Raw genomic sequence first — 26,439 nt, 5'->3', positions numbered from 1 at the left:
TAGAGCCCAAGGGGTCAGAGTTGGTCGTACTTCTTGCTGGTGCTTTTGGCTTTGTCGACGGGGTACTTCTGGCCGTTCAACGCGAGTTTGTTTGTCACCGCCTCGTTTAGATCGACTCCCAGCACCGTGCTTAGTCGTACGAGGTACATGAGTACGTCGGCCAATTCATCCTTCACGGCTTGAGCGGTTTCTGGACGCTTGGCTGCGTCCTTGGCGTCGGCTTCGCTCATCCACTGGAAAATTTCGCAGAGCTCGCCGGTTTCACCGGTGAGGGCTAGGAGCAGGTTTTTGGGGGAGTGGAACTGCTGCCAGTCGCGATCGTCTGCGAAGCGCTGTAGAGCAGTTGCTAGGCGATGGGTGTCGATTAGTGTTTCAGTGGTGGCAACTACAGTGCTCACAATCTTGCCTCGTAGTTTGACTACAGCTGGCGCGACTGAGAGCTGTGTCAGAAATGGGAAGGCAGATTGTAAGAGATTTCGATTTTTGAGTAAGGTTTTTTGCCGGTACTCGTTGAATTACGGCTCGGAGCTTATTTCGCGTCCAAAACGCATCCGTTTTCTTTTAAAACAATCAAAACCAAATTGAACAGTACTGTTAGAGGATGTTGGCTAAAAATGATTGTGCTGTCTGAATACAGCGCTATCTAACCTGTAAAGGTTTTAGCAGCGTGAAAACCAACCCACTCCGGTGCTGACGTCCTAACCTTTGCTATCCTGCGCCCCTTTTCCCCACCGCAAGGACCGCAGGCATGACCCAGCCCATTGGCAGCAGTAAGCAAACAAAGGCTGGCAAACAGCATTACCTCCAACACCTCCTATCCCACCTGGCTCCAGCACTCTTGTTGGGCCTGGCACTCCTCACCCCCACCGCCCAAGCCAACCCCACCACCACCTACCGCGGCATCCTCGGCGACACCCCGGTTGAACTGGCGCTCACCTACGACTCCCAATACGGCGGCGGTATGTCCGGCTATTGGTTTTCCGAGTCCGAGCGCCTGCCCATGGCGTTGGAATCCACGCCTTTCCATCCCGGCTCTGCGCTCTTGATCAACATCATGGACAACCCGACCCTGCCGGCGACGGCGGTGTCGTTGCAGCCGTTCGCCGAGGGGGCAGAGGCGCTGCAGGGCAGTCTGGTGGATTTGCGCACGGGCACGCAGCAGCCGTTGCAGTTGCAGCGGGTGACGCGTTTTGGCGGCAGTCAGCGGGAGGCGTTTGAGGGGGAGTTGCTGCAGCCGGTGTTCGATCGGGATTTCTATTTCAGTGTGCATGCCGCGCGCAAGGCCGGGGAGGAGGTGGCGCAGGTGGACAGTATCCGGGTGATCAGCCGGGCCACCGGTAAGCGGGTGCAGGAGATTAGCGGGCAGTGGTGTCTGTCGTCCGTAGGCACCAGGACGCTGACCTTCGGGCATTTTCATGCCGAGGCGCGGATGGATTTTCAGGTCCAGGGCTATCGCGTAGGGGAGTCGGATGGTCGGGTGTGGTGCTCGCCTACGCAGTACTACCTGTACAGCCGGGATCTGCGGACCTATCGGCGTCATCCGCAGTTGGAGCAGTTCGCGGTGGACGGTGATCTGCGTTTTTCCCCCAGCGGGCAGATGGAGTTCAGCAAGCAGGACTTTATCAATTACGACCAGCGCACTCGGCGTTGGGATTATTACCGGGTGATCACCCCTGAGCGTTTGGAATATCTGTCGTCGGGCGAGGAGCGTTTCTGATGCGCGGGTTTGATTTTGCTCGGGGGTTGGCGGTGCTGGTGTTGGCGCTGTGGCTGTTGCCGGCGCAGGCGTCACACGGGGTGTATGAGGGGACCTTGGGCAAGCAGGCGATTGTCTTGACCCTGGGTAGCCAGAATGCGGTCTACCAGGGCACCTATGCCTATCAGCGCTATCGCACGCCGATTCGCCTCAAGCCGACCTTCAGCTACAGCAACAAGGTGCTGGCCATGGATGAGCTGGACGAGCAGGGCTTGCCGGTGGCGCGTTTGCAGTTCAATGACTTGATGAACTCCCGCCAGCAGGAGCTTGTGCGCGGCACCTGGACCAGTTATCGCACGGGCAAGACCTTGCCCATTGCGCTGAAGCTGGTGGGCTTGGTGGATTCGGATCGCTCGTGGCCGCAGCCGGTCACCACGCTGTTGCAGAGTGCTTCCACCAAACGCTGGTATTTCCAGGTGCCGATGCCGGGCAGTGATCGGCGGATCACGACGGTGGAGGTGATGGACAAGGCCACCGGCAAGTTGCTGGTGAGCCTGGCGATCGCGGCACCGGGCTGTCCGAATCAGGGGGTGGATACCTTGCAGTTGCGGGGTGAGGGGGAGCAACTGCGGATTGCTTTCAAGGACTGCACGTTTCCGGGGTTTCGCTGGAATGAGGGCGGTGGGAGCTTTGCGCCGTTGCCTTGAGGCCCGTTCGTTTGCGCCCTTTGCGACCTGGCGGCTAGTGGATTGGATGAGTCTGGTGTTGAACCTGGAAGTTGTGGAGCCCCGTATGGATGACAAGCAACCCCCTGTGCTGATTCAGGTGTACATGGCCGATGACGGCGGCGCCGTTCGCGAGGAGCTGCTGGCGCGGCAGATCGATGAGGATATTTACGAGTTACTGTCCTCACCGGGCCTGGCGCAAAACCTGGCGCGGGGCGATATCGTTTCAATCCGCAATCCCGATGCTCCGGCGCAAGTGCTGAAACGAGGTGGGAATTTCTGCATTCAGATCTATGCCGATTACATTGATCCTACGGTGATCAGTGCGCTTGAAAACGAGGTCGCTGGTGAACTGAGCGGAACCCTGGATGGGCTGTTCGAAGGGAACCTGTCATTCGCTGTTCCTGCGAGGAATGGCATGGACCGTATCAATGCGGTGTTCGATCGCTTCCGCGAGAGAACCGGGATTGAGTGGTACTACGCCAATGTCTATAAAAACCTCGACGACGATGAGGACGAGACGCTGTTGAACTGGTGGTTGGGCGTGTGATCCTCCCCGGGACCTGGGTATGCCACTAAACAAACCGACCAAGTAGCGACCAAGTAAGCGACCAAGTCAGCACCCGGTAGTGCTACAGCGGCCGTTCTGTGGGGCGGGTCTGCATTTGGGTGTGCTTTCTACTGGCGAGGGCGGTCTTGAGGACGCCTTCGCCGGCAAGCCGGCTCCTACGGGAGAGGTAGGAAGGGGCCGTCTGCATCAGAAATTCACCGAAGCACTCAACCGTGCTGTCAGCGGCGCGCCCTGGAACAGGTAGTCGTCGCCCATGTATTCACCGGCATCGCGCCAGTAGCGTTTGTCGAACAGGTTGTCCACGGTCAGGCGGAACACGGTGTCGTAGCCATCTACACGCCACTATTATAAGTTGCTGATTTTAAAGGGAATAAAATCATCCCCAAAATCTCCCCAATTCCTCTGCAAAACTCAGGATCAGATTGCGGCTACGTCTATCCATTCGGAACCCCTGGTATCGCGGTATACGTCGGTCATCGCTGACGACCTGTGACCTAACAATTTCTGAGCATCGCGACCTTCTTCCTCATGAAGCCTTGCCGATAGCGAGCGTTGCTCGTGGAAGCTTGGAGGGTGTGAACCGAAGGTGATCCCTAGCTTCATGGCAGCCTTATCTCTTGCCCGAGAAAATGCGGAGCTAAGAGTATCAAGAGCCAATGGATGGCCAACCTTGGCATTTCCATTCCTTCTGGAGTGATGCACTAAGTGCTTTGAGAGTGAGCCCCCTCGGCATTGCTTTATCACCTCTCCCAACTCAAGCCCAAGAGCTTCAAGGCGAAGCTTTGTGCTGATGCGGATTCTCGTCCCCGTCTTCGCCTGCACAATGTGCAAGTAGCCATCATGAACGTCTTTAAAAAGCATCGAGGCAATGTCATCCCGTCTCTGACCGGTAATCAGAGCCAGCTGCATCGCATTGCGCAACCAGGGTTCCGTCGCTTCAGCATAAGTAGCCTGCCACAGCTCAAGGGACAGCCTTTCTCGTTTGATTTTTACTTTCGGTGGCTTGGTAAGATCAACTGGATTTGCCCCAACCCACCCTCTAGCCATCGCCTCAAAGAACACGTCTCGCAACAACGATCGCATCGCTTTTGCCATCTGTGCCTTCCCCTCCTTTGTTATAGCTGTCAGGTAGTTGGCGACATCCATTGTTGTGACATCTTTTATCTGCATTGAGCCGAAAACGTCACAGAGACGATCAAGCCTTGTTCTTATTGATTTGTTGGTTGTTGGTGACAGATTCCTTTCTAAGTAAATTGCTCTGTACTCGATAAGCCACTCCGAAAATGTCTTGCCCTTTGGCTTCGGTGGTGCGCTGATTCTCTCTGATAAAGTGGGCTTCAAGGCCTCGGCGAAATTTGCAGCTATCGCTTCGCGAATTGCCGCATCCTTGTCCTTGCCAAGTCCAAAGCATCTACCGCTGATGGGATCTCTGTAGGTGTAATACGTGATCCCGTTGCGGGAGTCGGTTTTACGGTACAGATTCGGAGGCAAGTCCTTTGATCCCGTGTTACGCGGCCTCGGCGCCATGACGTGCTCTCTCTATTCTGCTGAGTAGACTGCCTCCAGCGCTCCGAACGGATAGCTTGGCTGGCTCCTGATAGCGTGCTTCTGAATCAACATAGTAGCTGCGCCCATGTTTTACCGGGCGTGGTGAGATTCGCCCTTCTCGCGCCCATTTCCGCAGGGTGTTGGGACTGGGCGGAGTCTTGAACTCAGCCGCTGCCCATTCGTCCAGGGTTACTTTGCTCATCTCTAACTCTCCTTGTGTCGCGACACGTTTTCGATATCCACGCTTTGTGTCGCGGACTTCCCGTCGGTGCTATGGCCTGTCGCGGCTTTGGCGCTTAGCTCTCCGATAACCTCGCAGGCTATGGAGAAGGCCGGATCGCCGAGGCGAGTTGCTCGTATGATCCGTGTCATACCTTCTAAAAGAACCTCGACTGCCGCCTGATCCTTGCGCCATTCGTCGCGGATCGACTCCGCGGATGCTGTCATTGTGTCGAGTTCGTGCCTGAGCTTCTTGTTCTCTGCGATGCTCAGGAAACAGGCATGGTTGCTGACCTGCAGGTCACCCTTTAGCTGCTCGCTCTCGGTGATCAGGGCCAAATAGCCCGCGGCAAGGTTTCTGTGATGTTCGTCCGAGCAAAACCTATGATCGGTCAGAATGCGGCCTGCTAGGGCTGTCAGCTCAGCGCTTGGCTTACTCATTACTTCGTCCCTCAGAGTCGGCCACCATGCGAAGCTTGAAGTTGATCCCGCAGGCCTGGGCCAGGGCCACAAGCTCGCCGACCCTGGTGGTGGGCTCCTGCAGGGCCTGGCCGAAGCGCACCAGGCGGGCGCCGAGGCTGGCGAACTCGCTGCCGCCAGTGGCGGTGCGTTGTTGTGCTGTCGTTGTCATAGTTGGAATGTCTCCTTGTACTGGCGCCGGAGCGGCACCGCGACAGGGGTTGGCCCGTCCTGATCCTGCTCCGGGGCCAGGGTTGGCTGGTTCTGGAGTGGTGGCGCGGGCGGAGTCTCGTCGAACCCTGGTGGTGGGCCGGCCACCAACGGCACGTTTTTCCGCTCTGAACTGGCCGGAAACGCCCGGCCCGTCTCACTTGAGGGGGTGGCCTGCTGCTGGAGCTGGCTGTCGGGCAGGCAGCTGATACCGGTGTTGTTCAATATCCAGCAGGTAACGCCGCGCTGGCTGTCGTGCTGGACGCTGATGACTTGTTCGCCGGCGGTGGCCTGTCCTGCGATCAGCAGCAGGGTGAAGGCGGTCAGAACCCTCATGGATTGAGGGCATGCTAATTTTTTCGACCGTAAATGTAGGTAGGTAATCAATTCGCGCATGGCGCGTCCTCCCAGTCCCAGTGCAGCTTTGGATTGATCGGCGGATAGCACTCCAGGGTGCCCAGGTCGATCAGCGTGAAGTGGCGGCCCATCCAGGCCCCGGTGTCGATGTGGTAGACGTTTCCCAGCACCGCGGGCTGGCGCACTGCGGAGTGGCCAACTATCACTGCGCGAACGCTGGCGATAACTTCGTGGTTCTCGTTGGTGATGCGCGAGCGAGACCACTGGCAGCAGGTCCTGACGTGCTCAGACTCTACTGGCCCGCCGCTCTCCAGAGCCCACTTGAACTCAGGCCACGATTGATATGGACAGTCGGCGTGTACGATCCCCACAAGGCCTGCAGCCGTTTCCACCTCGATCGCCACCGGTAGTTCGCTCAGCGCCATCGCATACTCGGCCTTCTCGTCTCGGTTCTTGGCCATCAGCCAGGCACCGCCGTTGTGCATGTACAGATCGTCACGCAGTGCCTGCTGCACAAAGCAGATGGCCATGTCTTCGTGGTTGCCCTGCACCGCGTGAAACCATGGCCTGGCCAACCACTCCAGCACCAGGGCGCTTTCCGGCCCGCGGTCGATCAAGTCGCCAACGCTGAACAGTCGGTCAGTGGCAGGGTTGAAGCCCACAGCATCAAGGGCGGCCTGCAGCTTGGTGAAATGCCCGTGAATGTCTCCCACGGCGAAGTCGCGCCCGGCGGTGTTGATCTCAAACCGTTTGAGCTTGCTCATGCTCGACCTCCCGCCAGCGCAGCCAGCTCGGCCACTAGATGATCAGTGCGACCGTAGAACTTCCCGGCGTCTTCGTTCACGAACCGCTCGAGCACGGAGGCCACGGCCTGCTGGTTGGCCAGGCCGCGCAAGTCGGCGGCGGGCAGAGCCGCGTCAGTCGACGGCGAGTGCACATAGGCGTCCTGGTTGATCAGCAGCGTGCGCACCGGACGGATGCCCTTGCACTTGCTGGCCCAGCTTGTGGTGGGCGTGCACCAGGGCAGCATGTGGAGACACCAGGAACTGCCGGGGCTGTTCTGCGTGCTCGTCCAGTACTCGGCGTGCGTGAAGGCCTGCGCTGGCCCGCCAGCACGATCAACGGACCAGTACCTGTCCCAATCGGGCAGTTGCAGCAGGTTGGCGCGCATCACCTGCAACTGCTCGACGCTTGGCAGGTGCCATCCGCGTTGGCCGCGAATCGTCATGCCCAACACCTTGCGCGCGATGGAGCTGCCAGCCTCGGCCATCGCAAGGGTGTTGGCGTGGCCGTCATGGAATGACTTGGCACCGCGCACCGTGATGCGCGGGCCTGGCTGCTCCCACCACTGGGCCAGAGTTTCGAACTCGCGTCCTGCATCGATGATCGCGTGCTCGGCGCCGTTGAAGTAGATCCGGCCGGCGAAGAAGCCGCCGCCCAAGGGCTGGCCAACAACAGGTAGGGCGGCTGGGGAGATCTCGCGGCGCTTCACGATTGCACCCCCTGCGCGGCCTGGTATCCGGCCAGAAAAATCAGGTAGTCGGCGTGGGTGCGGTGATCAACAAAGCCGCTGCAGCCCTTCTCCAGGTCGCCCGGGGCTACGCTGACGGGATTGGCGGCGATGAACAGGTCGCGCGGGTCTGCCAACTGCCGGGTTTGATTCGCGCCAACCGACGCCGACAGCGCTCCCAGAAGTAGCTCCTGGCGGTTCTGGTTGTCCAGGTACTGGCGTAGGGCCTGGATGAAAACACTGTTCATGCTGCGGTCGGCAGCATTGGCCGCGGCCTCGACCCGGGAGCGCATTCCATCAGGCAGGCGAACCACGAATTTATCGGCAAGGCGGGAATCGTACTGTGCGGACATTCACTTTCTCCTGGCCGAACGAATCCCGGCCGCGTTGTTGGCTTTCGCAAAAAATCAAAAAGTTGTTACTGGTGAGGCTGGCTAATCAGGCCAGGAACACCCCATCGCGCTCCGGCTGTGGCTGCTGTGGGTTGGGAGTGCACGCATGGATGAGCCCGCGCTTGAAAGCCTCCATTACGAGGCCGCGAATGCTTCGGACACCGAGCTTGAACTTCGCGTCATCAAGGCGCTTGGAAACGGTGCCTGGGGCTATTCCCATCAACCGAGCAATCTCTTTTGCCGTCAGGTCGTTGGCAGCGTAGAGCGTTGCTTCGAGTTCACGCGGCGCCAGACCCTTGCCAAGGGAGCCTGTCCAACTGCCGGCGGTGATGGTTGCGGTGATCATTTGGGGAGCTCCATGCGGGTTGCGATGGAGCAAAATTACAACCTGCAATTTGTAATTGCAAACAAAATTTGTAATTGAGGGGGAAAGAAAGGCCGCAAAGCGGCCTGGTCGTGGCTAGTTAAGCGAACATGCCCCACCAAAAGACATGGCCAACAATGCTGATTTGCTCATCCTGGAGCTGCTGGAATGAGTAGTCTTCGTCGGGGTGCTCATCCCGATTGAAGCTGCGGAGCCTTAAGCCATTCGGAATGCGAAACACCTGCTTCACGCGCAACTGGCCGTTGTGGTTAATGGCGTACATTTCGCCATCCATGATGTCGGTCAGTTTGTTTTTGCCAACGTTCACGCCGACTGTGGCGCCACTGCGGAGAACCGGGAACATACTGTTTCCGCTTACTGAAACGCACTTGGCATTTGAGAATTGCACGCCGTTTGTCCGCAGATCTCGCTTCGAGAAGCGCAGGCTAGAAGTGGGTCGCTCTTCAATTGTGAACCGTCCAGAGCCCGCGGAAAGTTCTACCTCCTTCAGTAGCGGGACATAAACCTCATCATCCTCTAGAGGAGTGGCGTCGTCCCAAACTCTGACATCACCATCCAGAGTAGCTTCAGTGTCTTTGGTGGCATTGGTCAGCCGCGTCATGAGGCTGGAAACGTCACCTTCAAACAGGCCACTAGCGCTCAGCAAATAGCGGCCTGGGATGCCAAGCGCATTCGCAATTTCCTGCAGCTTAGTGACCCTTGGTTTGGCGCGCCCAGACTCCCAGGCTTGCACTGCCTGAGGCGAAACCTGAAGGCGGCGAGCAAGCTCCGACTGGTTTAGCCCTAGCTTTTCGCGGCCCCTGGCAATCATTTCTGCAATGGTTTGTGTGCTCATATCCATAGCGTACAAGCGTCCTTTGTAGGTGGCATTGCAAATATCGTTTGTAAAATTGAAAGTGCGATTGTAGTCTCGGCGGCAATGTCATAAGCCCGCTGAGACCAACTATGAGTATCAACGCAATGGCAATGGCTGCTGGAGCGGTCGGAAGCCAAACCAAACTAGCGAAATCGCTTGGCTGTACCCCTCAAAATGTTCAGCGGATGTGTGCAACGGGTCACGTTCCAGCCAAGCACGTCCTTCGTATTGAGGAGGCGTCTGGTGTATCCCGGTCCCTGCTAAGGCCTGATCTGTATCCAGAAGCTCCGCCGACCTTGGAGCAAATGATGCTCCAGAAATCATCTTCAGGTCAGTCCGCTGATGGTGCTGTTAATTCATCCAGTGCCGCGGGGATCTCGTCATGACCTTGATAGTAACTGCAGTCACTTCGGATGAATCGTTCGCGCCCAGCCGCCATTATCGAGTGATGAAAGCAAGCAACCCCACAACCCTGTTTTTGTTGTCCGGTTAAATCCCAGGCAACAAAAAGGCCCGCATTCGCGAGCCTTTTTTAACCAGCCCATTGGCGTGGGCTTTCTGTACTTCTCGTTCTGGAGAACGATCTCATGCACCCGAAAAATAGCACCACCCCACCAGGGGCGCAAGACCTGCTAACCGTCAAGGTCGAGTTTTGCAATGCGCCCAACAGCAATACAGGCGCGCAGATGTTCAGTGTGGAACCAGGAGTTGGCACTCAGGACGCGCTTCAAACGGCAAAGGTCCTCGCCTCTGGCCTGGGCCAGCTCGCTCAGCACATGCATGACAGCCTGAACATGGGCGAGCTGGTCTACTGCGACGGCATGGTCGCCATGGGGTTCTTGGCCGAAACGGTCAGCGCCCTGGTCTGGTCTGTGCAAAAAGGCGCCGATGCCGCCGCTGGGTGCGGGGGTGAGCAATGACCGCCCAACCTCAAACTGTCGATCACGAGTTCTGCATCTTTGGCCAGCACGCTGTTCTGCAGGCCAACGGGGGGATTCCTCTCCATGAGTCGCTTGATGCAGCTACTGACTACCTGGAAGCAGTGGTCGCCGGTCTGCGGGAGCTGATACAGGAACCTTCCGTATCGAATCGGGCGACCCTGGTGCTCTTTGCTGCCGATACCGCGCTGGCGCTCGTCTATGCCGCCCACGCTGGAGTTGAGTCGGCGGTGGAGGTTCGGCATGACTGAGCAAAAGCAGATCGCTGACGACGCGGCCTTTCAGATTCACTGTGCCATGGACCACATCCACTGGCTGCGCGGGGTGCTGCATGTCATGCGTGATCACCTGCAGCGGGTTGATGGCTGCGAGCACTACGCGACCGTGGCAGACCTGGCCATCTACAACACGGATGACTGGCACAACCAGCTCAGTGTCGAGCTCCATGATCTGGAGGATCGCATAGCCAAGGCATTCCCTTCACAAGGAGGTGGCGTCCAATGAACATCACCCCATTCACAAGCGGTGATGCCGTCACGATGTCCTCTCAAGAGATCGCCGATCTTGTTGGTTCGCGTCACGACGACGTCAAGCGTTCCATTGATCGCCTTGTAGCCCGGGGAGTTATTTCCCAGCCGCCAATGGCGGACGGACCTAAGGCTGCCAACGGCGTGGTAGTTCAAGAGTACCGGGTCAGTAAGCGCGATAGCTATGTGATCGTCGCCCAGCTCAGCCCTGAGTTCACCGCCGCGCTGGTAGATCGGTGGCAGGCCCTGGAAGAACAGGCCGCTCGGCCGATGACTCAGGCCGAGATCACCGCGGCCAACGTGAACCACTTGGTGGCCGTCGAGCGCAAGCAGCGGGAGCATCAGGCGGCGCTGGAGCGGATCGAGACCCGGGTCGCCAACGTCGAGCGAGTCCGTTACCTGGATTCGATGCCCGCCGGCTTCGAGTCTATGACCTCAATCCGGGATCGCATCAACCGCCGCCATGGGCTGCCTCAGTGGGCGATCAATGCCGTGATGCGTGATATCGCCGGCGCGCCGCTGCCGTTCGCCATGGTTCGCAGTGCGCACTCCGACGACGGCGCCCAGCCTTACCCAATCTGGCCAACGGCCGACATCACCCGTCGCTTCGACCGGTTCGCAGCCGAATGCACCTTCGAGACCGCCGAGCGCGCCACCCATCCCGACATTCAGCAAGGCCGGTTCAAGTTGCGCCGGAGGACAGCCGCATGAGCAAAGTAATCGATTTCCCCAAACCGGCGCAGGCCGAAACCATCAATGAGGCCTTCTTCGAGAAGTGCGCCGACGCCTCACTCTTGCTGATGTCATTCGAGAAGATGGCTGATGCAGTCGATGTCATCGAGGGCGGAAACGAGATCTGTGAGCGAGACGAAACCTACGTCGGCCTGGTCGAGGCCTGCATGGCTCTGGCGGTGTTGTTCCGGCGCCGGACCGGGTTCGACGTGCAACAGGTTTCCGCTGACCACTTGGAAGAACAGCGGCGCTGTTTACTGATTGGGAAGGAGGTGCAGTCGCTCCCTATCCCCATCAGGGCGTCGGCACTCAGTCCGCTTCCTCCGTCAGCATTCAATCACCTGTCAGACCTTGACCTGGCGCAAGCGGGGTTCAACTACGTCAGGCGTGCGCACGAGCAGATCCTGAGTAATGCGCCCCAGCTGATCGAACTCGATCTTGCGCGCTCCCACTCGCTCGACTCGATGAATGCAGTCAGCTTGCTGATCACAAGGCTTTCGGAAAATGCCCTGTCGGACAAAGAAAGCAATCTGACCAAGATCAACGCTCCGGGCCCGGAGACACTGCAATGATCACCCAATCGCAAACCACAACTGCCGAGAAAGGCCCTGTCTCGGTGATCGCCGGCCCGTGGCCGACCTATAGCCAATTCAAGGGCCTGCCGGAGCGTGATCGCTGGGTTTTGTACGGCAGCGCCAAGGCCTATCGCGAGGCGCTGGAGAATCAGGGCCTGGTGATGGCTGAGGGGTATGACGAATTCATCAGTCGAGTCTGCCGGGAGCTTGAGCTATGAGCAGTGACATTCAGCGCAAATTCCAGGGGGTGTGGATTCCGGCCGAGCGCTGGCTAGATCGTAGTCTGTCGCCGAACGAGAAGGTCATGCTGGGCGAGATCTCCAGCTTGGACACTGGCCCGCGTGGCTGCTACGCCACGAATGCGCACTTTGCCGAGTTCTTCAATCTGTCTATTTCCAGAGTCTCCGAGATCATCAGTGGGCTTGTCGAAAAGGGGCACCTGCGGGTCGAACTGATCCGCGAGGGGAAGCGTGTTGTTGAGCGCAGACTGCGGCTTGTTGACCCCTTCGGTTTTCCGAAGACCCCTTCGGAAAACACGGCGAACCCCTTCGGAAAACACGGCGAACCCCCTTCGGAAAACACGCAGGGGAGCAATACACACAGCAACAATACAAAGAGCATTAAAACCCCTCCGGCATCGGGTGGTGAAAAAGGTGTTTCGGAAGAGGGGTTTGATCAGTTCTGGAAGCTGTACCCGAAGAAGAAAGGGCGCAAGGACGCAGCCAGAGCCTGGACAAAGCTGAAACCGAGCGAGGAGCTACGTCAGACCTTGATCAGTGCGCTTGGCCAACACAGTGTTTCCGAAGACTGGACCAAGGACCGAGGTCGCTACATTCCGAACGCTTCGACCTGGCTGAACGGTGAGCGTTGGACTGATGAGCTGTTGCCTGCCTCTGGCGGCAAATCATCCGCGTTCAACAACCTGCCCAACCACACCCCCGACATGTACCAGGAGGCGCAAGATGGCCGTTCGAATTTCTGACCTTTTCCACCGCCGCCCAGCCATGCGGTCTTTCGCCGGCCAGTGCGCCATCCATGGCGATGTCGACATGAGTGAAGTCGAGCAATTGGACGGATCTATGTTGGCCCGAGGCTGCAAGCGCTGCGCCTGGGACGCCTTGCACGCAACCCCTCGGGATTCTGAGGAATTCGCTCTGGCCAGCGCCCAGCGTCATGCCGAGCGGGCTATGGCCGCTCTCATTGGAGCCGGCATCACACCTCGCTTCGCTGATGCGACGTTTGGCAGCTACGGCACGCCAATCGCTGGCCAGGCCAAGGCGCTGGCTGAATGCCAGGACTATGCCGAGCGATTCTCTGAGCACTACCGAGCCGGCCGCTCGTTGCTGCTGACTGGAAATGTGGGCTGCGGCAAGACTCACTTGGCCACCGCCATCGTGCGAACAGTCGTCGAGGATGGCGCGCAGCCATTGCTGGTCACCGCCGGCGATATCGTCAGCATTGCGCGTGCCTCGATGGTGCCAGGCTCTGGCTACACCGACCGCGATGTGATCCTGCACCTTGGCGGCCTGGATCTGCTGGTGATTGACGAGGTTGGGTGCCAGAAAGGTAGCGAGTATGAGCTGGGGCTGCTGCACGGCATCATTGATCGCCGGTATCAGGCTGTGCTGCCTACAGTGCTGATCAGCAATCTGAGCGTCGATGGCTTGAGGGCATACATCGGTGACCGTGCACTTGATCGCTTGCGGCAGAGCGGCGGTAAGGCGGTTGGCTTCACTTGGTCCTCGATGAGGGCTTCGGCATGAGGGAGCTCTACAGCAACGAAGCCGAGCATGGCGTGCTCGGCGCGGTGATGCAGGCCTCCCTGCAAGGTGACACAGGTCTTGTCGAGGACATCCTCGGCCAGATGAGTTCTGGAGACTTCTACCACTTGGACAATGCGGCGCTGTTCGAGGCGATGCTTGAGTGCCGCGACCGAAATATGCCGGTTGATCCAGTTACCGTGGGGGTGGTGCAGCGGACGCTGCCCAGCGGTGACATGGTCATGGCTTACGCCGCCGAGCTCACCAGCAGCGTGCCCTCCATGGCCAACTGGAAGAGTTATGCCAAGCACGTCAAGGAGTGGGGCGTAATTCGCCGCATTCTGGATATTGCTGACCAGGCCCGGGACATGGTGCAGGAGGGTACCCATACCGCCGAGGTGATCGCCGCCGCCCAGCAGGCCATGGCAGATCTTCGCAATCTCGACGGCGAGAGCAAGGGCTTTAAACGCCTGGACCAGTGGATGGGTGATGCCGCCGATCTGGTGGACGAAAAGTTCCGCGGGGTTGCTCCAGAGTGGCCCACCACCGGGCTTGCCGACCTGGATGATTTGGTGCAGGGCATCCGGCCGAAGAAAGTTACCGTTATCGCTGGGCTGCCCGGAAGCGGCAAAACCACGCTGGCTCTGCTAATCGCTCAGCACAACGCGATCAGGAAGAAACAGCCTTGGCTGGTGTTCTCTATCGAAATGCCTGGTGAGGAGCTGGGGCTGCGCGCCATTGCTTCGCTGGGCGGAGTTAGCCTGCGCAAGCTGGACAACCCTGAAGATATGGGGGACGCCGACTGGGCGAATATGGTCGGCGCAGTGGCAATCGCCAACAAAGCGCCGTTGTTCGTCTGCGATGAGCCTGTACAGACCCCGTCGAGCATCCGGGCCACGGCTCGGCAATGCCAGCGCGAGCACGGCCTGGCTGGCATCGTCGTTGACTATTTGACCCTGGTACGCAGCGAGCGCGCAGGCCGTAGCCGAAGTGAGGAGGTAGGCAAGATCAGCAAGGCACTGCTGCAGTTGGCCAAGGAAATGGACATCCCGGTCATTGAGCTTGCACAGCTCAACCGCGATTCGACGAAGCGGGTAGGGAAAAAGCCCCAATCCAGTGATCTGCGCGACTCCGGCGAGATTGAGGCTGACGCCAGCTGCATTCTCATGGTTCACCGCGACATGGACAGCGAAGCCGGCCAGAACGGCATCACTGAAATTCTGATGACCAAGTGCCGGCACGCCCGGGTGGGCAATTGCCATGTTCAGCAGGAAGGCCAGTACGGACGGTTTTCCAACTTCTCGGGATCTCTGCCCAGCGATGACGAAGTGGAAATGGGCAGAAGCAGCTACGCCAGCAAGTACAAGGGGAGGGCACATTCGTGACGATCACCCCGAAGACCCTAGCTGTTGCCCTGAGTGATGCCGAGATCCGCCGGCACCAGGGTAGCGATGTTCGCCAGTTGCGCGACCCGCGGTATCGTGAATTGCGCTTTCGCTATTCAACCGTCGATCGCACCAGGGGCGCGTGGCACGTCGTTATCGCTGGCAAGTGGGGCAAGGCTGGCGATTACCCGGGAATCAGCGCCAAGGCGATGCTGGCCACGTTGCCGAGCATCCTGACGCGCCGCTCGGCCGACCCGGCAGCCAGTTCCACCGTCAGCCAGTGGGCCACCGTGGGCGATCTGCTGGACTGGTACGCCGACCGCACAGCGCGCAACCAGGGCCTGTCCAGCAAGCGCAAGTCCAGCATCAAGTCGGCGCTGAAGTGCCACCTGGTGCCGGGCCTTGGCGTGGTGGCGCTGGGCAGTCTGGACCGTGCCACCCTCGACCGGCTGCTGATGTGGCCGATGCAGGAGCACTTCGCCTTGTCGTTCGTTCGCTCGGTGTACGCGGTGCTGGCGGTGGCCTTTCGGCAAGCGTCGCGGCTGCGCCTGATCGAGCGCAACCCGATGGCGGATTTGAAGTTCACCGACTTTGTGACCACCCGTATCAGGCCTAAACCGGCCCAGTTGCGGGCGGACGACCTGCCGGACTTGCTGCGGGTGCTGCACGAACAGTTCGAGGAACGGCCGGTGGAGTCGATGCTGGCGCTGATGATGCTGTACCACGGCACGCGCCTGGGTGAGACCCGGTTGACCCGCTGGAGGCACGTCAACCTGGCCACGGCTAAGTGGTTCATTCCGGCGGCGGACACCAAGACCAAGGCCGAGCACACCCTGCCGCTGACCGAACAGGCCCAGCAGTTGCTCCGGCGGTACCGGGTGATTCAGGCGGCCAAGGGGTACAGCGGCCCGTTCCTGTTCCCGGGCAGCTCCGGCCGTGCCCTGAGCGCGACCAAGGCCAGCAGTCTGTTTACCAGCATCGCCCGCGGCGAGTGGTCGAGTCACGACCTGCGCAAGGTGGCGCGCACCGCCTGGACGGACCTGGGCACCGATTACATGGTCGGCGAGTTGCTGCTCAATCACGCGATGAAGGATCTGGACGCTACCTACATCCACACCACGGCCGAGGAGCTGAAACGTCGGGCGCTGGAATCCTGGCATGAGCACCTGGATCAGCAGGGTTTCGATGTGGTTGCCGCTGAGACATACCCGAGACACGAAAAACCATCAGAAGGGGCGCGCGCCTTACAGAGCGTGGCTCGCAGCGCATTTAAGCATCCATCCCAAGGGAGGATGCGAAACGACAAAGGCCGCGCCGACAGCGGTCCTGATGCTGCCAAGGTGCAGCAGGGGGAAGACAATGAGTAAGGTGACTGCGGCACTGCCGCGCAAGTGCCTGGCTGACTTCAGCCCGGGAGTTTATCGAGGCGTCATGTCGGCAATTGTTCGAGTGTTGGCCGCCGACAATATCGACAACTCAGCCAAGCAGAGCTGGCAGAAGCTCATCGACTCAGGGCCCCGTACTGGCGGATTCAGGGCGCTGCTGTCGGCCAGAGATCAGTTCGATTACGACTGCTGCCTGCATGCTCTCCTGCATCGCGAGTTGAGTGCGGCCCATTGGGACATCCTGGTGGGCAGGTACTCAACAAGTAAGGGGAATCGCGTTGGTGCTATCTCGCGGACCATCCCGCGCATCACTTCGCCGGCCCCTGCATTGTTCATCTACAAGGCGACCACGGTCTGGTTTATCCCGAAACTGAAGGGCGTCCAGGGCAAGCGCTCGACTGACGTGGCGATCCTCCCGGCGGAGTTTTACGACATCAACACTTGGGACACAGAGGCTCGCCCAGATTCAACCAGGGGTCGCTGGAGACTCGGAATCCATAAGCGGTTGGATGCAATGGAAGAGGAGGCGGTGGTCCATGTGACAGAGATCCTGGAGGAGCAGCAGCTCTTGGAGCCAACGGCTTGACAGTGGTGGGCAAATGAGCGAAATTGCTAACCATCATCTGATCCCTGCGCGTTAACGGGATCGACAGAAAAAGCCCGGTCATTGAGCCGGGCTTTTTGTTATCTGCTTGATATGGCAATCTGTCTTTTTTGATGAGAGATGGATTTCCATGGCAAGTTTTGAAGAGTTGCAAAATGCCTATAACCAAGCGGCTCAAGCGCATAATGCATACTGGTCGAATGTTACGGCTGGTGCCCAGCAACTGGTAAAGTCATTTGCTGAGTATCTAAGGGTCAATTCCGATCAAAAGGTCGACGTGTATGGCTCGGCCCCCTTGCCAGTCTTGACCGTTGGCTACATTGAGCGGGGTGAAAAGTTTGACCACCGCCCATATCAAAACCTTCCTCGGAAAGGCGACTCCATGAGCTTTGCTCTGCGGATCGTTTTTGGGGGGGATGCATCGGGGGAAGTCCCTATCGATGCGGTCTTCCAGTTATCGATCCAGCAAGGCGAAGAATTGGATCTATTCGTTGTAGAACTGATTGATGATCTCGAGAACGAGACCTTCCGTGGCCCGTCGTTTTACCCTCTTTTTGATCGTCTGACACAATTGGCGCTGGAAAAGATTGCCACTGCGCAGCGCGGATAAACACCTGTTTTCATGGCAGCGTGTTTAGCTTTTCAAGCGCGACACCACAGAGAAAGCCCGGCTATTGAGCCGGGCTTTTTGTTACAGGGAAGTCTTTGTCAATACCGGGGCTTTGTACGCGGAGTCCAGCTGCTCAAGAGCAATAAAGCCCTGGGCGGTCAGCACATGGCTTGCCGACATTTTGTACTGGCGATCGTGTACGAATCCTTCTTCAACAAGCCAAAGCGTGGCTCTCTTAACCTCTTGATCGAGTTCACGCCATTCTTCTGAAGCATTCCGGCGACCCGATTCGTCGTTTGTGGGTTGCTCACTCGTCAGCCCGATTTCGGTCGGCCCCAGATAGGTCGCGGCAGGGAATGACTCATGTAAGGCAATTAAAAGCTTCTTTGCGATCTCTTCGAATCTTTCGATGTTTGCTGTCATGCGTAGCACCTCGCAATTTGAGAGAAATGAAGATAGCACAAGGCCATTGCGCGCTATGAGCTAGGAGTGCTGCCGGGGCTGATTGATCAAGCTGCGCGAACGACTACTTCCAGGCGCTTGCCCAGGGCGCCCAGAGCGTTCTCAATCGCCTCCATCTTGGAGGTGTGGAGAAAGTCGACCAGGCGATCACCTTGTGTCTGAGCAATGCCAAGGAGTCTGCACAGATCGGCCTTACGCATATCGCGAGCCATCATTTCGTTCCACAGAATGATCTTTGCCACGGTTACGGTGGGGAGGCGGACGACATGCTGGCCAGGCTTTGGGTTAGATGCTTCAGGGATAACCCGTCGCTGGTCGACGTAGATGGACAGCGCGCTTTCGATACCGTCCACAGACTCACGCAGCGCATCGGCAACATTGTCCCCGGCACTGTTGAACTCTGGCAGGTCGTCACAGGTTACTGCGACGCCTGGGTTTTCGTCTTCGTGAATAGTTACTGGATAATCAAACATTTCTGGCCCTCCATTGGGCGGCCCTCTGGTGAATGTTTGGGGGTGATGAACGCGAGTGAGCTGGGGCTCATTAAAGCCCCAGCTGTTTGATGATTCCTTTGCGGGTCGGTTCTTTCATCTCTTTTGAACCGTGGTCCGCAAAGACCGTTTGCTTGCCGTTTGGTGCTGTGATCTTGAAGTGGCTTCCTTTAGCTGCTTCGAAGGTCACCCCTTGGGCCTTCAACCATCGTCTGAACTCGCTGTATTTCATCACCTCGCCTCGTTGTTTGGATGAGTCCAGTATACCACTATTTTGTGGTAATACAACGTTTTTGTGGTGTTCGTTTATGCCCGGCATGCGCTGGGTTTTTTACGCAGATGACGCGCCTAGGCAGCTGGGCTAAGTCGGTAGTGGCGTGGATCAAAGCCGTGCGCTCCCTGATCGACTACGCGATGAGAGTCTGGGGTACGTGACCCAACGAGCCAGACCACCAAGCCGGACATGCGCCGGCCCTCTGCACCCATTCGAGCCTCGGCAACTGCCGGGGCTTTTTCATTTCTGGAGCACAGCAATGCAGAGTTCGAACTTCGTTGAGGGGGTATCAGGCTGGCGCATCGCCGATGGCCGCATTGAGCTGTATGGCGGTCCGGGGCCGATCATCCTGGAGAAGACTCCAGAGCCTGGGCAGCCCTTCGTTGTTGTCGATGGCGTCACCTACATCAGCGAGGCCGCGATCAAGGACGCCTCGATCACCATGCATTGCCTCCGCTAACCCATTCCTTCACTCCCTAACTGGGAGGATATCGAGATGAACATGCCAGACAAACCAGACACTTGGGCGATTGCGCTTGCGTGGTTGAGTCAGCATTCGCCAGTGCTGGGTGCTGCGTTCCTGTCCGCGACCATGGCGGTCCTGCGGATAATCTACGGCGGCGGCACCAGGCGCCAGATGCTGGTGGAGGGCGCCATCTGCGGCGGCCTGACCCTGACCATCATCAGCGGCCTGGAATTCTTCGGCCTGCCTCAGACCTTGTCCACGTTCGTCGGTGGCTGGGTTGGCTTCCTCGGCGTCGAGAAGATCCGCACCATCGCCGACCGATTCACCGACTTCAAGCTGCCCAGTCGCAAGGCCGATTAATACGCGCCACGTTTTCGAATGCGCCCAATCGTGGCGCCGAATGAGGAATACCCCATGAGCACCATCAGCGCCGAGTATTACCAGATCAAGGGCATGGTCAGTGACATGCCGCCCGAGGAGCAGGCCGAGGTCGCCCGGGTTGAGGCTCAGGTTATCGAGCTGGCCAAGTCGTCCCAGTCTGCGGCCCTGGGCGTGATCCTGGCCTCAATCAAGCTTTCGCTGGAGGCATGACCATCATGCAGTCGCAAGAGGCGCCGCTTATGCCAAGCCTTGGCTCGATGCTGGTGGTTGTCGTGTTCCTGGCCGGGGTGGCGGTAGGCGCCAAGATGGCAGGAGGTTGGTGATGGCCTGTAGTGGATGCGCCGCACGGCGCGAATGGATCAACAAGTGGACGAGGATTGGATATGAACGAGCACGGCACCTGTTCGCAGCAGATCGAGAAGCTGAGCCCGAAGACCGGCGACCTGCTGGTGGTGAGCATTCCGCATCTGATGACGAAGGAGCAGCGCGAGCGGATGAGCTCAGCTCTACAGGCGCACGCTGAGCGCATGGGCTTTAAGGCTCTGGTTCTGGACGGCGGCGCAACTGCGCAGTTGCAGCCAGACCTCGGCGAGCTATTGGCCGAGCAGCGTAAGCAGACGGCGTTACTTGAACAGATCGCAACGCAGAACCTGGCGCTGATCGAGGCGCTGGCTGATGACCAGGGCGTTGATCCTGATGCTGCTCCTCGGGCCTACCTGAGTGGCGCGCCAGTTCACGGTGGCCGGTAATGGCTAGGCTCACGACCCTCAAGCCTGCGATGCAAGCCCAGCCATCAAAGCTGGCAACGGTCAACCCGGAGTCATGGCGGACCGCCAAGGGGACCGCTGCCCAACGTGGCTATGGGTACAAATGGCAAGTGGCGCGGGCGGGATGGCTAGTAGCCAACCCGCTGTGCGTGTACTGCCAGCGCGAGGGACGTGTTACCGCAGGATCAGTCGTTGACCACATCATCCCACACAGGGGTGACATGAAGCTGTTCTGGGATCGTGGCAACTGGCAGACCCTATGCCGACCCTGCCATGACGTGGTGAAGGCTGCCGAGGAGGCCGCAGGCCAGATCGGTTGATGCACGTCAATGGTGTGCATCAAATTAGTTGAAGCACGTCAACTCCCCGATTCAGAGGGGAGGGGTGGGTCGAGAGTTCAGGGCTTTTTGCTCCTAGACCACCCATCCCCGCACGCGTGAATTTTTTCCCCGTTTCAGAGGTTTTTGTTAATGGCGTTAACAGAGAAGAAGCGCCGTTTTGTCGAATCCAAGGCTGCTGGTGCCTCGAATCGCGAAGCGGCGGAAGCCGCAGGATACGCGGCGGGCAGCGCATCGGCGGCGGGTTCTCGGCTCGCCAAAGACCCTGACGTTGTTGCTGCCCTGGAAAAGTTAAAGGCGACCCGAAATGTTAAGCAGGAGCCAGATGGCGAGACCTTCGACCCAGCCCCGCTGGGTGATGAGTCTGGCGACCTGGTCAACCTGCCCAGCACTGACGATCCGCTGGTTTGGTTGCTGGCGTTGATGAACGATCCCCAGGCCAAGATCTTTGACCGGCGTAACGCGGCCCAGTCGGCGCTGCCGTACTTCCACGGGAAGAAATCCGGCATGGGCAAGAAGGAACAGAAACTCGAAGACGCGGCGAAGGTGGGTGCCAGCGGCAGCCGCTTCGGACTACGTGAGCGCCACTTGAAGGCCGTCAAATGAAGAAATGGACTACCGCGTGCCCCGATTGGGAAAGCCGTATCGTCCGTGGGCAGGCGCTCGTTCCGCTGGAGCCCATCTTTCCCGAGCAGGCGGAAGACGCTCTCGACGTGTTCTGCAACCTTCGAATGGTTGATGCCGATGGCAGCCCGCTGATGGGCGATACCTGCCGCAGCTGGGTGCTCGACGTTGTGGCCGCGCTCTTCGGCGCATATGACGCGGAAGCCGGCCGCCGGCTGATCACCAACTACTTCCTGATGGTCAGCAAGAAGAACGGCAAGTCGACCATCGCCGCGGGCATCATGCTTACGGCTCTGATCCTGAACACCCGGCCTTCTGGCGAGTTCCTCATCCTGGCGCCGACGAAGGAAGCGGCAGATAACGCATTTAAGCCGATTCGAGACATGATCGACGCGGATGAGGATCTGCAGGCCAGGTTCCATGTGCAGGAATACAACCGGATCGTCACCGACAACCTGAACAAGGCGAACTTGAAGGTGGTGGCGGCTGACTCGGCCACTGTCACCGGTAAGAAAGCCACTGGCGTGTTCATCGACGAACTTTGGGAGTTCGGCAAGCAGGCCAAGTCGGCGAAGATGCTGGTCGAGGCCACCGGTGGCTTGGCGTCGCGTCCCGAAGGGTTCGTTTTCTACTGCACAACGCAGTCAGACGAGCCGCCGGCCGGTGTCTTCAAGGCCAAGCTGGACTATGCGCGCAAAGTGCGTGATGGCGAGATCGAGGACCGGCGCTTCCTGCCGGTGATCTACGAGTTCCCGAAAGAGATGATCAAGCGGAACGAGCATCGCGACCTTGCAAACGCTCACGTGACCAACCCCAACTGGGGGCTTTCTGTCGATCAGGAGGTGATCGAGCAGAAGTATCAGGAGGCGCAGGCAGAGGGCGAGGGGGCCATACGCGGTTTCTTGGCGAAGCACCTGAACGTCGAGATCGGCCTGGATCTGCGGTCTGACCGGTGGGCAGGCGCTGATCATTGGGAGTCTGCATCTGAGGCTGGCCTGGACCTAGATACCCTGCTGCAGCGCTCCGAGGTGGTGACAGTCGGGATTGACGGCGGCGGCCTTGACGACCTGCTCGGCCTGACAGTGCTTGGCCGCGAGCCTGTGACTCGCCAATGGCTCCACTGGGCTCATGCCTGGGCGCACAGCATCGTGTTTGAACGGCGGAAGGATATCGCCAGTGCGCTGCGGGACTTTGAGAAGGCCGGCGATTTGACCGTCGTTGATCGACCTGGTGACGATGTCCAGCAGGTTGCCGACATCATCTGCGACATCAGGGATCGCGGCTTGCTGCCGGAGAAGCTGGCTATCGGCGTAGATGCGGCAGGTATCGGTGACATCGTTGATGAGTTGACCACCCAAGAGCGGGGGATCGTTATGGAGCAGATCGTGGCCATCTCGCAGGGCTGGAAGCTCAACGGCGCAATCAAGACGACCGAGCGCAAGGTGGCCGGCGGCGAGCTGGTCCACTGCGGCAGCGCGCTGATGAACTGGTGCGTCGGCAACGCCCGGGTAGTACCTCAAGGCAACGCTATAACTATCACTAAGCAGGCCAGTGGCTCGGCCAAGATCGACCCGCTCATGTCCACATTTGATGCCGTCTCCCTGATGGCGCTGAACCCGGAAGGCTCTGGTGACCTCCAGGGCTTCTTTGATAACCCGATCATGGTAGGAATCTGATGGCCAACAAAAAACCAGGCCGGGTGAAGGCAGCGCTGCAAAATTGGCTCGGCGTCCCGATTGGCCTGAAAGACGGCGCATTTTGGCAAGAGTGGTTCGGGAGTTCCGCATCTGGAAAGCACGTGTCGGTCGACAAGGCCATGCAGCTGTCCACGGTATGGGCGTGTGTGAGACTGCTGTCCGAATCCGTTTCCACGCTCCCACTTAAACTTTACCGGCGCCTCCCGGATGGGTCGCGCGAGGTGGCCAAAGAGCACCCACTGTACCGCTTGCTGTGCCGCATACCGAACGCCGAGATGACGCCGCAGCGCTTCATGTTGCTGGTGGTGGCGAGTATTTGCCTTCGAGGCAATGCATTCGTAGAGAAGAAGATGATCGGTAGCCGGGTGATCGCCCTGGTACCGCTCTTGCCTCAGTGCATGAAGGTCAAACGGCAGGACAACGGACGCCTCAAGTACACGTATAACGAGAATGGCGTTGAGCGCGACATTCCCGAAAAGAACCTGATGCACATCCGGGGGTTTGGTCTGGATGGAGTGTGCGGGATGCTTCCTGTCACCACCGGTCGCGAGATCTTCGGCTCGGCTATGGCGATCGAGGAGGCCGCGGCGAAGGTATTCGCACAGGGAATGCAGGCCTCCGGCATTCTGAGCAGTGACGCCAAGATCACGCCACAGCAGCGCGAGCAACTTCGGGCCAGCATGCAGGCGTTCATGGGGTCGAAGAACGCCGGCAAGATCATGGTGGCGGAAGCAGGCTTCAAGTATCAGGGCATCACGATGAATCCTGAGGCCGCGCAGATGCTGGAGTCTCGGGCGTTCGGAATCGAGGAAATGTGCCGGTGGTTTCGCGTGCCGCCCTTCATGGTCGGCCACATGGACAAGCAATCCAGCTGGGCCGCTTCAGTTGAGGCCCAGAACCTTCACTTCCTCACCAATAGCCTGCGGCCGCTGCTCGTAAACATCGAGCAGGAGATCACCCGCTGCCTTATCGGCGAGGCTGATGCTGAAGAGTTCTTCGCCGAGTTCTCGGTGGAAGGCCTGCTGCGTGCGGATAGCGCCGGCCGCGGCGCCTGGTACAACACGGCTCTGCAAAATGGCTGGATGTGTCGAAACGAGGTGCGTCGGCTGGAGAACCTGCCGCCGATCCCGGGCGGCGACACGTACACAGTCCAGTCCGCACTGGTGCCGTTGGACCAACTCGGAAAGCCTACCGCAGGCGTATCGCCAGCAGCCTCAGCATTCATGCTTCGGCTGGTTTCGGCGCGCAACAACGACGACCGAGAAGCCATCAACAAGGCGGTCGAACTGGCGTCAGAGGCCTTGGAAACAGGAAACCCGGACGGCCCCATGATGGCTCACGCGCTGATATCGATGCCGCTGCTCAAAGCGGCCTGACCTGGAGTAACCCATGACTCTCAAAACACTACCGGCAGCGCCGGCGGTGCGGCCGCACGCGCGCGTCGAATCCGATCTGCTGCCGAAGGCAATGGAACGATGGAATCCGGCGATCAAGGCTGCAGCCGGTGACGACTCCACCACTATCACCATGTATGACCCGATCGGCATGGACTGGTGGACGGGCGAGGGCGTCACCGCCAAGCGCGTCAGTGCCGCGCTTCGCAGCATCGGCGACAAGGACATCACCGTGAAGATCAACAGTCCAGGTGGCGACGTCTTTGAGGGGCTTGCGATCTACAACCTGCTGCGCGAGCACAAGGGCAAGGTGACCGTTCAGGTGCTTGGCCTGGCTGCCTCCGCTGCGTCGTTCATCGCCATGGCCGGTGATGAAATTCAGATCGCCCGAGCCGGTTTCATGATGATCCACAACGCCTGGACTATCGCCGCTGGCGACCGGAACGACTTCACCGAAGTCGCAGACTTCCTAGACCAGATTGACGCGACGCTGGCTGACATCTACTCGGTCAGGACCGGTGATGAGCCCGCCGCGATGCGCACCCTGATGGATGTAGAGACATGGATGGGAGGCACCGCTGCCGTCGATGCCGGCTTCGCTGACGGCCTTCTTCCTTCGGATGCGGCCCAGGAAGACCCGCAAGCCATTGCGCCTCAGCAGGTCGCGGCTCGACGCCTGGACACGATCCTGGCCAAACAGGGCATGCCTCGCTCCGAGCGGCGCTCCCTGATTCAAGAACTCAAAGGGGGTACGTCTGGCGCTGCCCCCTCCGGTACGCGCAGCGCTGCCGAAAACCAGGCCGACTTGGCCAACCACTTTGCCGATCTACAGGCCGCCATGTCGCGGTTCTCGGCAGCAGCCCTTAAGTAACCGGAGAAAATCCCATGGCAGACAATACCGCTGACCTGTTGAAGCAGGTCTCCAACGAGCTCAAGCAGGCTACCAGCGATTTCAGCAAGCAGGCCGAGAACGCGCTGGCCGAGGCCAAGAAGGCCGGAAGCCTGTCTGAAGAAACCAAGAATGCCGTCGACGAACTGGCGACCAAGTTCAACAGCCTGACCGAGGCCGAGAAGCAGCTGAAAGCCCAGCTGGGCGAGCTCGAACAGGAGTTCGCGCGCCGGCCTTCGGCTGGCACCCCGCAACCCCAGGACAGCCTCGGCGGCGTTGTGATCAAGAGCGAAGCACTCAAGCAGTTCGCGGCCAGCATCGAAGGTGGCAAGCGCGTCAACATTCCGGTCAGTGCCGCCCTGTTGTCTACCGATGTCCCGGCCGGCATCGTCGAGCCCCAGCGCCTGCCCGGCATCGACACCGCGCCGAAGCAGCGCCTGTTCATCCGCGACCTGATCGCCCCTGGCCAAACCACCGCACCGGCGATCTTCTGGGTGCAGCAGACCGGCTTCACCAACGCCGCCAAGGTCGTGGCCGAGGGTACCGCCAAACCGTACTCGAGCATCGAATTCGCGTCGAAGCTCACCGCGGTGTCGACCATCGCTCACATGTTCAAGGCCTCCAAGCAAATCTTGGACGACTTTGCCCAGCTGGGTTCGACCATCGACGTTGAAATGCGCTACGGCCTCAAGTACGTAGAGGAGCAGGAGATCCTGTTCGGTGACGGCACTGGCGTGCACCTGCACGGTATCGTCCCTCAGGCCTCGAAATACGTCCCGGCATTCGAGGTGGAGAAACGGTCGGGCATCGATGATCTCCGCCTGGCGATGTTGCAAGCCCAGCTGGCACGCTTGCCTGCTTCTGGTCATGTCTTGCACTTCATGGACTGGGCCAAGATCGAGCTGACCAAGGACTCGCTGGGCCGCTATATCCTCGCCAACCCGCTGGGTCTGTCTGGCCCTGTGCTGTGGGGGCTGCCTGTCGTGGCTACCGAGGTCGCTGCTTTCCTGGGCAAGTTCCTGACCGGCGCATTCCAGACCGGCGCTCAGTTGTTCGACCGTGAAGACGCCAACGTGGTCATCTCGACCGAGAACGCCGACGACTTCGAGAAGAACCTGATCTCGATCCGCTGTGAAGAACGTGCAGCCTTGGCGGTGAAGCGTCCAGAAGCGTTCATCTTTGGTGAGTTCGCCGCCCCGGTCACTCCGTAAC

40 protein-coding genes and 1 pseudogene are annotated in these 26,439 nt (G+C 59.2%); 26 read left to right on the top strand and 15 right to left on the bottom strand.

The window, feature by feature from the left end:
* Positions 1-14: 14 nt before the first annotated feature.
* Positions 15-398 carry a nucleotide pyrophosphohydrolase gene (locus ACSSVC_RS24270; protein WP_060844083.1) on the bottom strand — a complete coding sequence of 128 codons (384 nt, stop codon included), beginning with the start codon at positions 396-398 and terminating at the stop codon, positions 15-17.
* 350 nt (positions 399-748) lie between these two features.
* Between ACSSVC_RS24270 and ACSSVC_RS24265 the strand changes: the two genes are divergently transcribed.
* The 3 genes from ACSSVC_RS24265 (at position 749) to ACSSVC_RS24255 (ending at position 2,971) form a co-directional block, all read left to right on the top strand.
* Positions 749-1,717, top strand: coding sequence for a hypothetical protein (locus tag ACSSVC_RS24265; RefSeq protein ID WP_492611561.1), 969 nt, complete (start codon positions 749-751; stop codon positions 1,715-1,717).
* Positions 1,717-2,403 (top strand): hypothetical protein, encoded by a 687-nt coding sequence (locus ACSSVC_RS24260; protein ID WP_446439710.1) that lies wholly within the window; start codon positions 1,717-1,719, stop codon positions 2,401-2,403. Before ACSSVC_RS24265 ends, ACSSVC_RS24260 begins: the two co-directional genes overlap by 1 nt.
* A gap of 85 nt (positions 2,404-2,488) precedes the next feature.
* Complete coding sequence (locus ACSSVC_RS24255) at positions 2,489-2,971, top strand: DUF4265 domain-containing protein (protein ID WP_492611560.1); 483 nt, start codon at positions 2,489-2,491, stop codon at positions 2,969-2,971.
* 207 nt (positions 2,972-3,178) lie between these two features.
* Here the strand turns inward: ACSSVC_RS24255 and ACSSVC_RS24250 are convergent, their stop codons facing one another.
* The 11 genes and pseudogenes from ACSSVC_RS24250 to ACSSVC_RS24200 form a co-directional block, all read right to left on the bottom strand.
* Positions 3,179-3,310 (bottom strand): TonB-dependent receptor, encoded by a 132-nt coding sequence (locus tag ACSSVC_RS24250; RefSeq protein ID WP_235437023.1) that lies wholly within the window; start codon positions 3,308-3,310, stop codon positions 3,179-3,181.
* 99 nt (positions 3,311-3,409) lie between these two features.
* Entirely contained in the window at positions 3,410-4,519 is a 1,110-nt protein-coding gene (locus ACSSVC_RS24245; protein ID WP_492611559.1) for a phage integrase Arm DNA-binding domain-containing protein, read from the bottom strand.
* Positions 4,500-4,742, bottom strand: coding sequence for an excisionase (locus ACSSVC_RS24240; RefSeq protein WP_080963116.1), 243 nt, complete (start codon positions 4,740-4,742; stop codon positions 4,500-4,502). Before ACSSVC_RS24240 ends, ACSSVC_RS24245 begins: the two co-directional genes overlap by 20 nt.
* Positions 4,743-4,744: 2 nt before the next feature.
* Positions 4,745-5,200 (bottom strand): hypothetical protein, encoded by a 456-nt coding sequence (locus ACSSVC_RS24235; RefSeq protein WP_492611558.1) that lies wholly within the window; start codon positions 5,198-5,200, stop codon positions 4,745-4,747.
* Positions 5,193-5,390, bottom strand: a complete 198-nt coding sequence (locus ACSSVC_RS24230) for a hypothetical protein (RefSeq protein ID WP_492611557.1) — start codon at positions 5,388-5,390, stop codon at positions 5,193-5,195. The genes ACSSVC_RS24235 and ACSSVC_RS24230 overlap by 8 nt, the downstream gene beginning before the upstream one ends.
* Positions 5,387-5,824, bottom strand: a complete 438-nt coding sequence (locus tag ACSSVC_RS24225; protein WP_492611556.1) for a hypothetical protein — start codon at positions 5,822-5,824, stop codon at positions 5,387-5,389. The genes ACSSVC_RS24230 and ACSSVC_RS24225 overlap by 4 nt, the downstream gene beginning before the upstream one ends.
* Positions 5,812-6,549, bottom strand: coding sequence for a metallophosphoesterase (locus ACSSVC_RS24220; RefSeq protein ID WP_492611555.1), 738 nt, complete (start codon positions 6,547-6,549; stop codon positions 5,812-5,814). Before ACSSVC_RS24220 ends, ACSSVC_RS24225 begins: the two co-directional genes overlap by 13 nt.
* The gene (locus tag ACSSVC_RS24215) at positions 6,546-7,280 is read right to left on the bottom strand and encodes a hypothetical protein (protein ID WP_492612590.1); all 735 of its coding nucleotides are present in this window, start codon (positions 7,278-7,280) and stop codon (positions 6,546-6,548) included. Before ACSSVC_RS24215 ends, ACSSVC_RS24220 begins: the two co-directional genes overlap by 4 nt.
* Positions 7,274-7,648, bottom strand: a complete 375-nt coding sequence (locus ACSSVC_RS24210; protein ID WP_492611554.1) for a CopG family ribbon-helix-helix protein — start codon at positions 7,646-7,648, stop codon at positions 7,274-7,276. The genes ACSSVC_RS24215 and ACSSVC_RS24210 overlap by 7 nt, the downstream gene beginning before the upstream one ends.
* Positions 7,649-7,796: 148 nt before the next feature.
* Positions 7,797-8,033: pseudogene (locus tag ACSSVC_RS24205) on the bottom strand (response regulator transcription factor); the annotation flags it as partial.
* 118 nt (positions 8,034-8,151) lie between these two features.
* Positions 8,152-8,913 carry an XRE family transcriptional regulator gene (locus ACSSVC_RS24200; RefSeq protein WP_492611553.1) on the bottom strand — a complete coding sequence of 254 codons (762 nt, stop codon included), beginning with the start codon at positions 8,911-8,913 and terminating at the stop codon, positions 8,152-8,154.
* Between the two features lie 104 nt (positions 8,914-9,017).
* Here ACSSVC_RS24200 and ACSSVC_RS24195 point away from each other — a divergent pair, with 104 nt between their 5' ends.
* The 13 genes from ACSSVC_RS24195 to ACSSVC_RS24135 all read left to right on the top strand — a co-directional run bounded on the left by ACSSVC_RS24195 (position 9,018) and on the right by ACSSVC_RS24135 (position 17,444).
* Positions 9,018-9,314, top strand: coding sequence for a transcriptional regulator (locus ACSSVC_RS24195; RefSeq protein WP_492611552.1), 297 nt, complete (start codon positions 9,018-9,020; stop codon positions 9,312-9,314).
* Positions 9,315-9,515: 201 nt separating this feature from the next.
* Entirely contained in the window at positions 9,516-9,848 is a 333-nt protein-coding gene (locus ACSSVC_RS24190) for a hypothetical protein (RefSeq protein ID WP_492611551.1), read from the top strand.
* Positions 9,845-10,117: a hypothetical protein gene (locus ACSSVC_RS24185; protein WP_492611550.1), complete on the top strand. Its 273-nt coding sequence runs from the start codon at positions 9,845-9,847 to the stop codon at positions 10,115-10,117. Before ACSSVC_RS24190 ends, ACSSVC_RS24185 begins: the two co-directional genes overlap by 4 nt.
* A complete protein-coding gene (locus tag ACSSVC_RS24180) occupies positions 10,110-10,370 on the top strand; it encodes a hypothetical protein (protein ID WP_492611549.1) in 261 nt (86 codons plus the stop codon). The genes ACSSVC_RS24185 and ACSSVC_RS24180 overlap by 8 nt, the downstream gene beginning before the upstream one ends.
* Complete coding sequence (locus ACSSVC_RS24175) at positions 10,367-11,104, top strand: Rha family transcriptional regulator (RefSeq protein WP_492611548.1); 738 nt, start codon at positions 10,367-10,369, stop codon at positions 11,102-11,104. Before ACSSVC_RS24180 ends, ACSSVC_RS24175 begins: the two co-directional genes overlap by 4 nt.
* Complete coding sequence (locus ACSSVC_RS24170; RefSeq protein WP_492611547.1) at positions 11,101-11,697, top strand: hypothetical protein; 597 nt, start codon at positions 11,101-11,103, stop codon at positions 11,695-11,697. Before ACSSVC_RS24175 ends, ACSSVC_RS24170 begins: the two co-directional genes overlap by 4 nt.
* Positions 11,694-11,918 (top strand): hypothetical protein, encoded by a 225-nt coding sequence (locus tag ACSSVC_RS24165; protein ID WP_492611546.1) that lies wholly within the window; start codon positions 11,694-11,696, stop codon positions 11,916-11,918. Before ACSSVC_RS24170 ends, ACSSVC_RS24165 begins: the two co-directional genes overlap by 4 nt.
* The gene (locus ACSSVC_RS24160) at positions 11,915-12,682 is read left to right on the top strand and encodes an LvrA C-terminal domain-related protein (protein ID WP_492611545.1); all 768 of its coding nucleotides are present in this window, start codon (positions 11,915-11,917) and stop codon (positions 12,680-12,682) included. The genes ACSSVC_RS24165 and ACSSVC_RS24160 overlap by 4 nt, the downstream gene beginning before the upstream one ends.
* Positions 12,663-13,463, top strand: a complete 801-nt coding sequence (locus ACSSVC_RS24155; protein ID WP_492611544.1) for an ATP-binding protein — start codon at positions 12,663-12,665, stop codon at positions 13,461-13,463. The genes ACSSVC_RS24160 and ACSSVC_RS24155 overlap by 20 nt, the downstream gene beginning before the upstream one ends.
* On the top strand, positions 13,460-14,845 hold the full coding sequence (locus ACSSVC_RS24150) for a replicative DNA helicase (RefSeq protein WP_492611543.1): 1,386 nt from the start codon (positions 13,460-13,462) through the stop codon (positions 14,843-14,845). The genes ACSSVC_RS24155 and ACSSVC_RS24150 overlap by 4 nt, the downstream gene beginning before the upstream one ends.
* On the top strand, positions 14,842-16,212 hold the full coding sequence (locus tag ACSSVC_RS24145; RefSeq protein ID WP_492611542.1) for a tyrosine-type recombinase/integrase: 1,371 nt from the start codon (positions 14,842-14,844) through the stop codon (positions 16,210-16,212). The genes ACSSVC_RS24150 and ACSSVC_RS24145 overlap by 4 nt, the downstream gene beginning before the upstream one ends.
* Positions 16,205-16,816 carry a hypothetical protein gene (locus ACSSVC_RS24140; RefSeq protein ID WP_492611541.1) on the top strand — a complete coding sequence of 204 codons (612 nt, stop codon included), beginning with the start codon at positions 16,205-16,207 and terminating at the stop codon, positions 16,814-16,816. The genes ACSSVC_RS24145 and ACSSVC_RS24140 overlap by 8 nt, the downstream gene beginning before the upstream one ends.
* A 148-nt stretch (positions 16,817-16,964) precedes the next feature.
* Entirely contained in the window at positions 16,965-17,444 is a 480-nt protein-coding gene (locus ACSSVC_RS24135; RefSeq protein ID WP_492611540.1) for a hypothetical protein, read from the top strand.
* 81 nt (positions 17,445-17,525) lie between these two features.
* Here the strand turns inward: ACSSVC_RS24135 and ACSSVC_RS24130 are convergent, their stop codons facing one another.
* The 3 genes from ACSSVC_RS24130 to ACSSVC_RS24120 all read right to left on the bottom strand — a co-directional run bounded on the left by ACSSVC_RS24130 (position 17,526) and on the right by ACSSVC_RS24120 (position 18,629).
* On the bottom strand, positions 17,526-17,867 hold the full coding sequence (locus tag ACSSVC_RS24130) for a hypothetical protein (RefSeq protein WP_492611539.1): 342 nt from the start codon (positions 17,865-17,867) through the stop codon (positions 17,526-17,528).
* 86 nt (positions 17,868-17,953) lie between these two features.
* Entirely contained in the window at positions 17,954-18,379 is a 426-nt protein-coding gene (locus tag ACSSVC_RS24125) for a type II toxin-antitoxin system HicB family antitoxin (RefSeq protein ID WP_492611538.1), read from the bottom strand.
* A 70-nt stretch (positions 18,380-18,449) separates the two neighbouring features.
* Positions 18,450-18,629 (bottom strand): type II toxin-antitoxin system HicA family toxin, encoded by a 180-nt coding sequence (locus tag ACSSVC_RS24120; protein ID WP_047305235.1) that lies wholly within the window; start codon positions 18,627-18,629, stop codon positions 18,450-18,452.
* Between the two features lie 301 nt (positions 18,630-18,930).
* Here ACSSVC_RS24120 and ACSSVC_RS24115 point away from each other — a divergent pair, with 301 nt between their 5' ends.
* The 10 genes from ACSSVC_RS24115 to ACSSVC_RS24070 all read left to right on the top strand — a co-directional run bounded on the left by ACSSVC_RS24115 (position 18,931) and on the right by ACSSVC_RS24070 (position 26,438).
* Complete coding sequence (locus ACSSVC_RS24115) at positions 18,931-19,131, top strand: hypothetical protein (protein WP_492611537.1); 201 nt, start codon at positions 18,931-18,933, stop codon at positions 19,129-19,131.
* Positions 19,132-19,167: 36 nt separating this feature from the next.
* Positions 19,168-19,497 carry a phage holin, lambda family gene (locus ACSSVC_RS24110; RefSeq protein ID WP_047305234.1) on the top strand — a complete coding sequence of 110 codons (330 nt, stop codon included), beginning with the start codon at positions 19,168-19,170 and terminating at the stop codon, positions 19,495-19,497.
* 54 nt (positions 19,498-19,551) lie between these two features.
* On the top strand, positions 19,552-19,728 hold the full coding sequence (locus ACSSVC_RS24105; RefSeq protein WP_200902900.1) for a hypothetical protein: 177 nt from the start codon (positions 19,552-19,554) through the stop codon (positions 19,726-19,728).
* A 173-nt stretch (positions 19,729-19,901) separates the two neighbouring features.
* Positions 19,902-20,267, top strand: coding sequence for a hypothetical protein (locus ACSSVC_RS24100; protein WP_492611536.1), 366 nt, complete (start codon positions 19,902-19,904; stop codon positions 20,265-20,267).
* The gene (locus ACSSVC_RS24095) at positions 20,267-20,605 is read left to right on the top strand and encodes an HNH endonuclease (RefSeq protein ID WP_492611535.1); all 339 of its coding nucleotides are present in this window, start codon (positions 20,267-20,269) and stop codon (positions 20,603-20,605) included. The genes ACSSVC_RS24100 and ACSSVC_RS24095 overlap by 1 nt, the downstream gene beginning before the upstream one ends.
* Positions 20,606-20,755: 150 nt before the next feature.
* The gene (locus ACSSVC_RS24090) at positions 20,756-21,229 is read left to right on the top strand and encodes a terminase small subunit (RefSeq protein ID WP_492611534.1); all 474 of its coding nucleotides are present in this window, start codon (positions 20,756-20,758) and stop codon (positions 21,227-21,229) included.
* Positions 21,226-22,923 carry a terminase large subunit gene (locus ACSSVC_RS24085; RefSeq protein ID WP_492611533.1) on the top strand — a complete coding sequence of 566 codons (1,698 nt, stop codon included), beginning with the start codon at positions 21,226-21,228 and terminating at the stop codon, positions 22,921-22,923. Before ACSSVC_RS24090 ends, ACSSVC_RS24085 begins: the two co-directional genes overlap by 4 nt.
* Positions 22,923-24,320: a phage portal protein gene (locus tag ACSSVC_RS24080; protein WP_492611532.1), complete on the top strand. Its 1,398-nt coding sequence runs from the start codon at positions 22,923-22,925 to the stop codon at positions 24,318-24,320. The genes ACSSVC_RS24085 and ACSSVC_RS24080 overlap by 1 nt, the downstream gene beginning before the upstream one ends.
* 13 nt (positions 24,321-24,333) lie before the next feature.
* Complete coding sequence (locus ACSSVC_RS24075) at positions 24,334-25,209, top strand: head maturation protease, ClpP-related (protein ID WP_221811669.1); 876 nt, start codon at positions 24,334-24,336, stop codon at positions 25,207-25,209.
* Positions 25,210-25,223: 14 nt separating this feature from the next.
* A complete protein-coding gene (locus ACSSVC_RS24070) occupies positions 25,224-26,438 on the top strand; it encodes a phage major capsid protein (protein WP_253084336.1) in 1,215 nt (404 codons plus the stop codon).
* Position 26,439: the final 1 nt, after the last annotated feature.

Source organism: Pseudomonas sp. E1BtOHC1, assembly GCF_058744285.1.
Note: the sequence above shows the minus strand (reverse complement) of the source record. Positions and strands in the feature narration are given on the sequence as shown.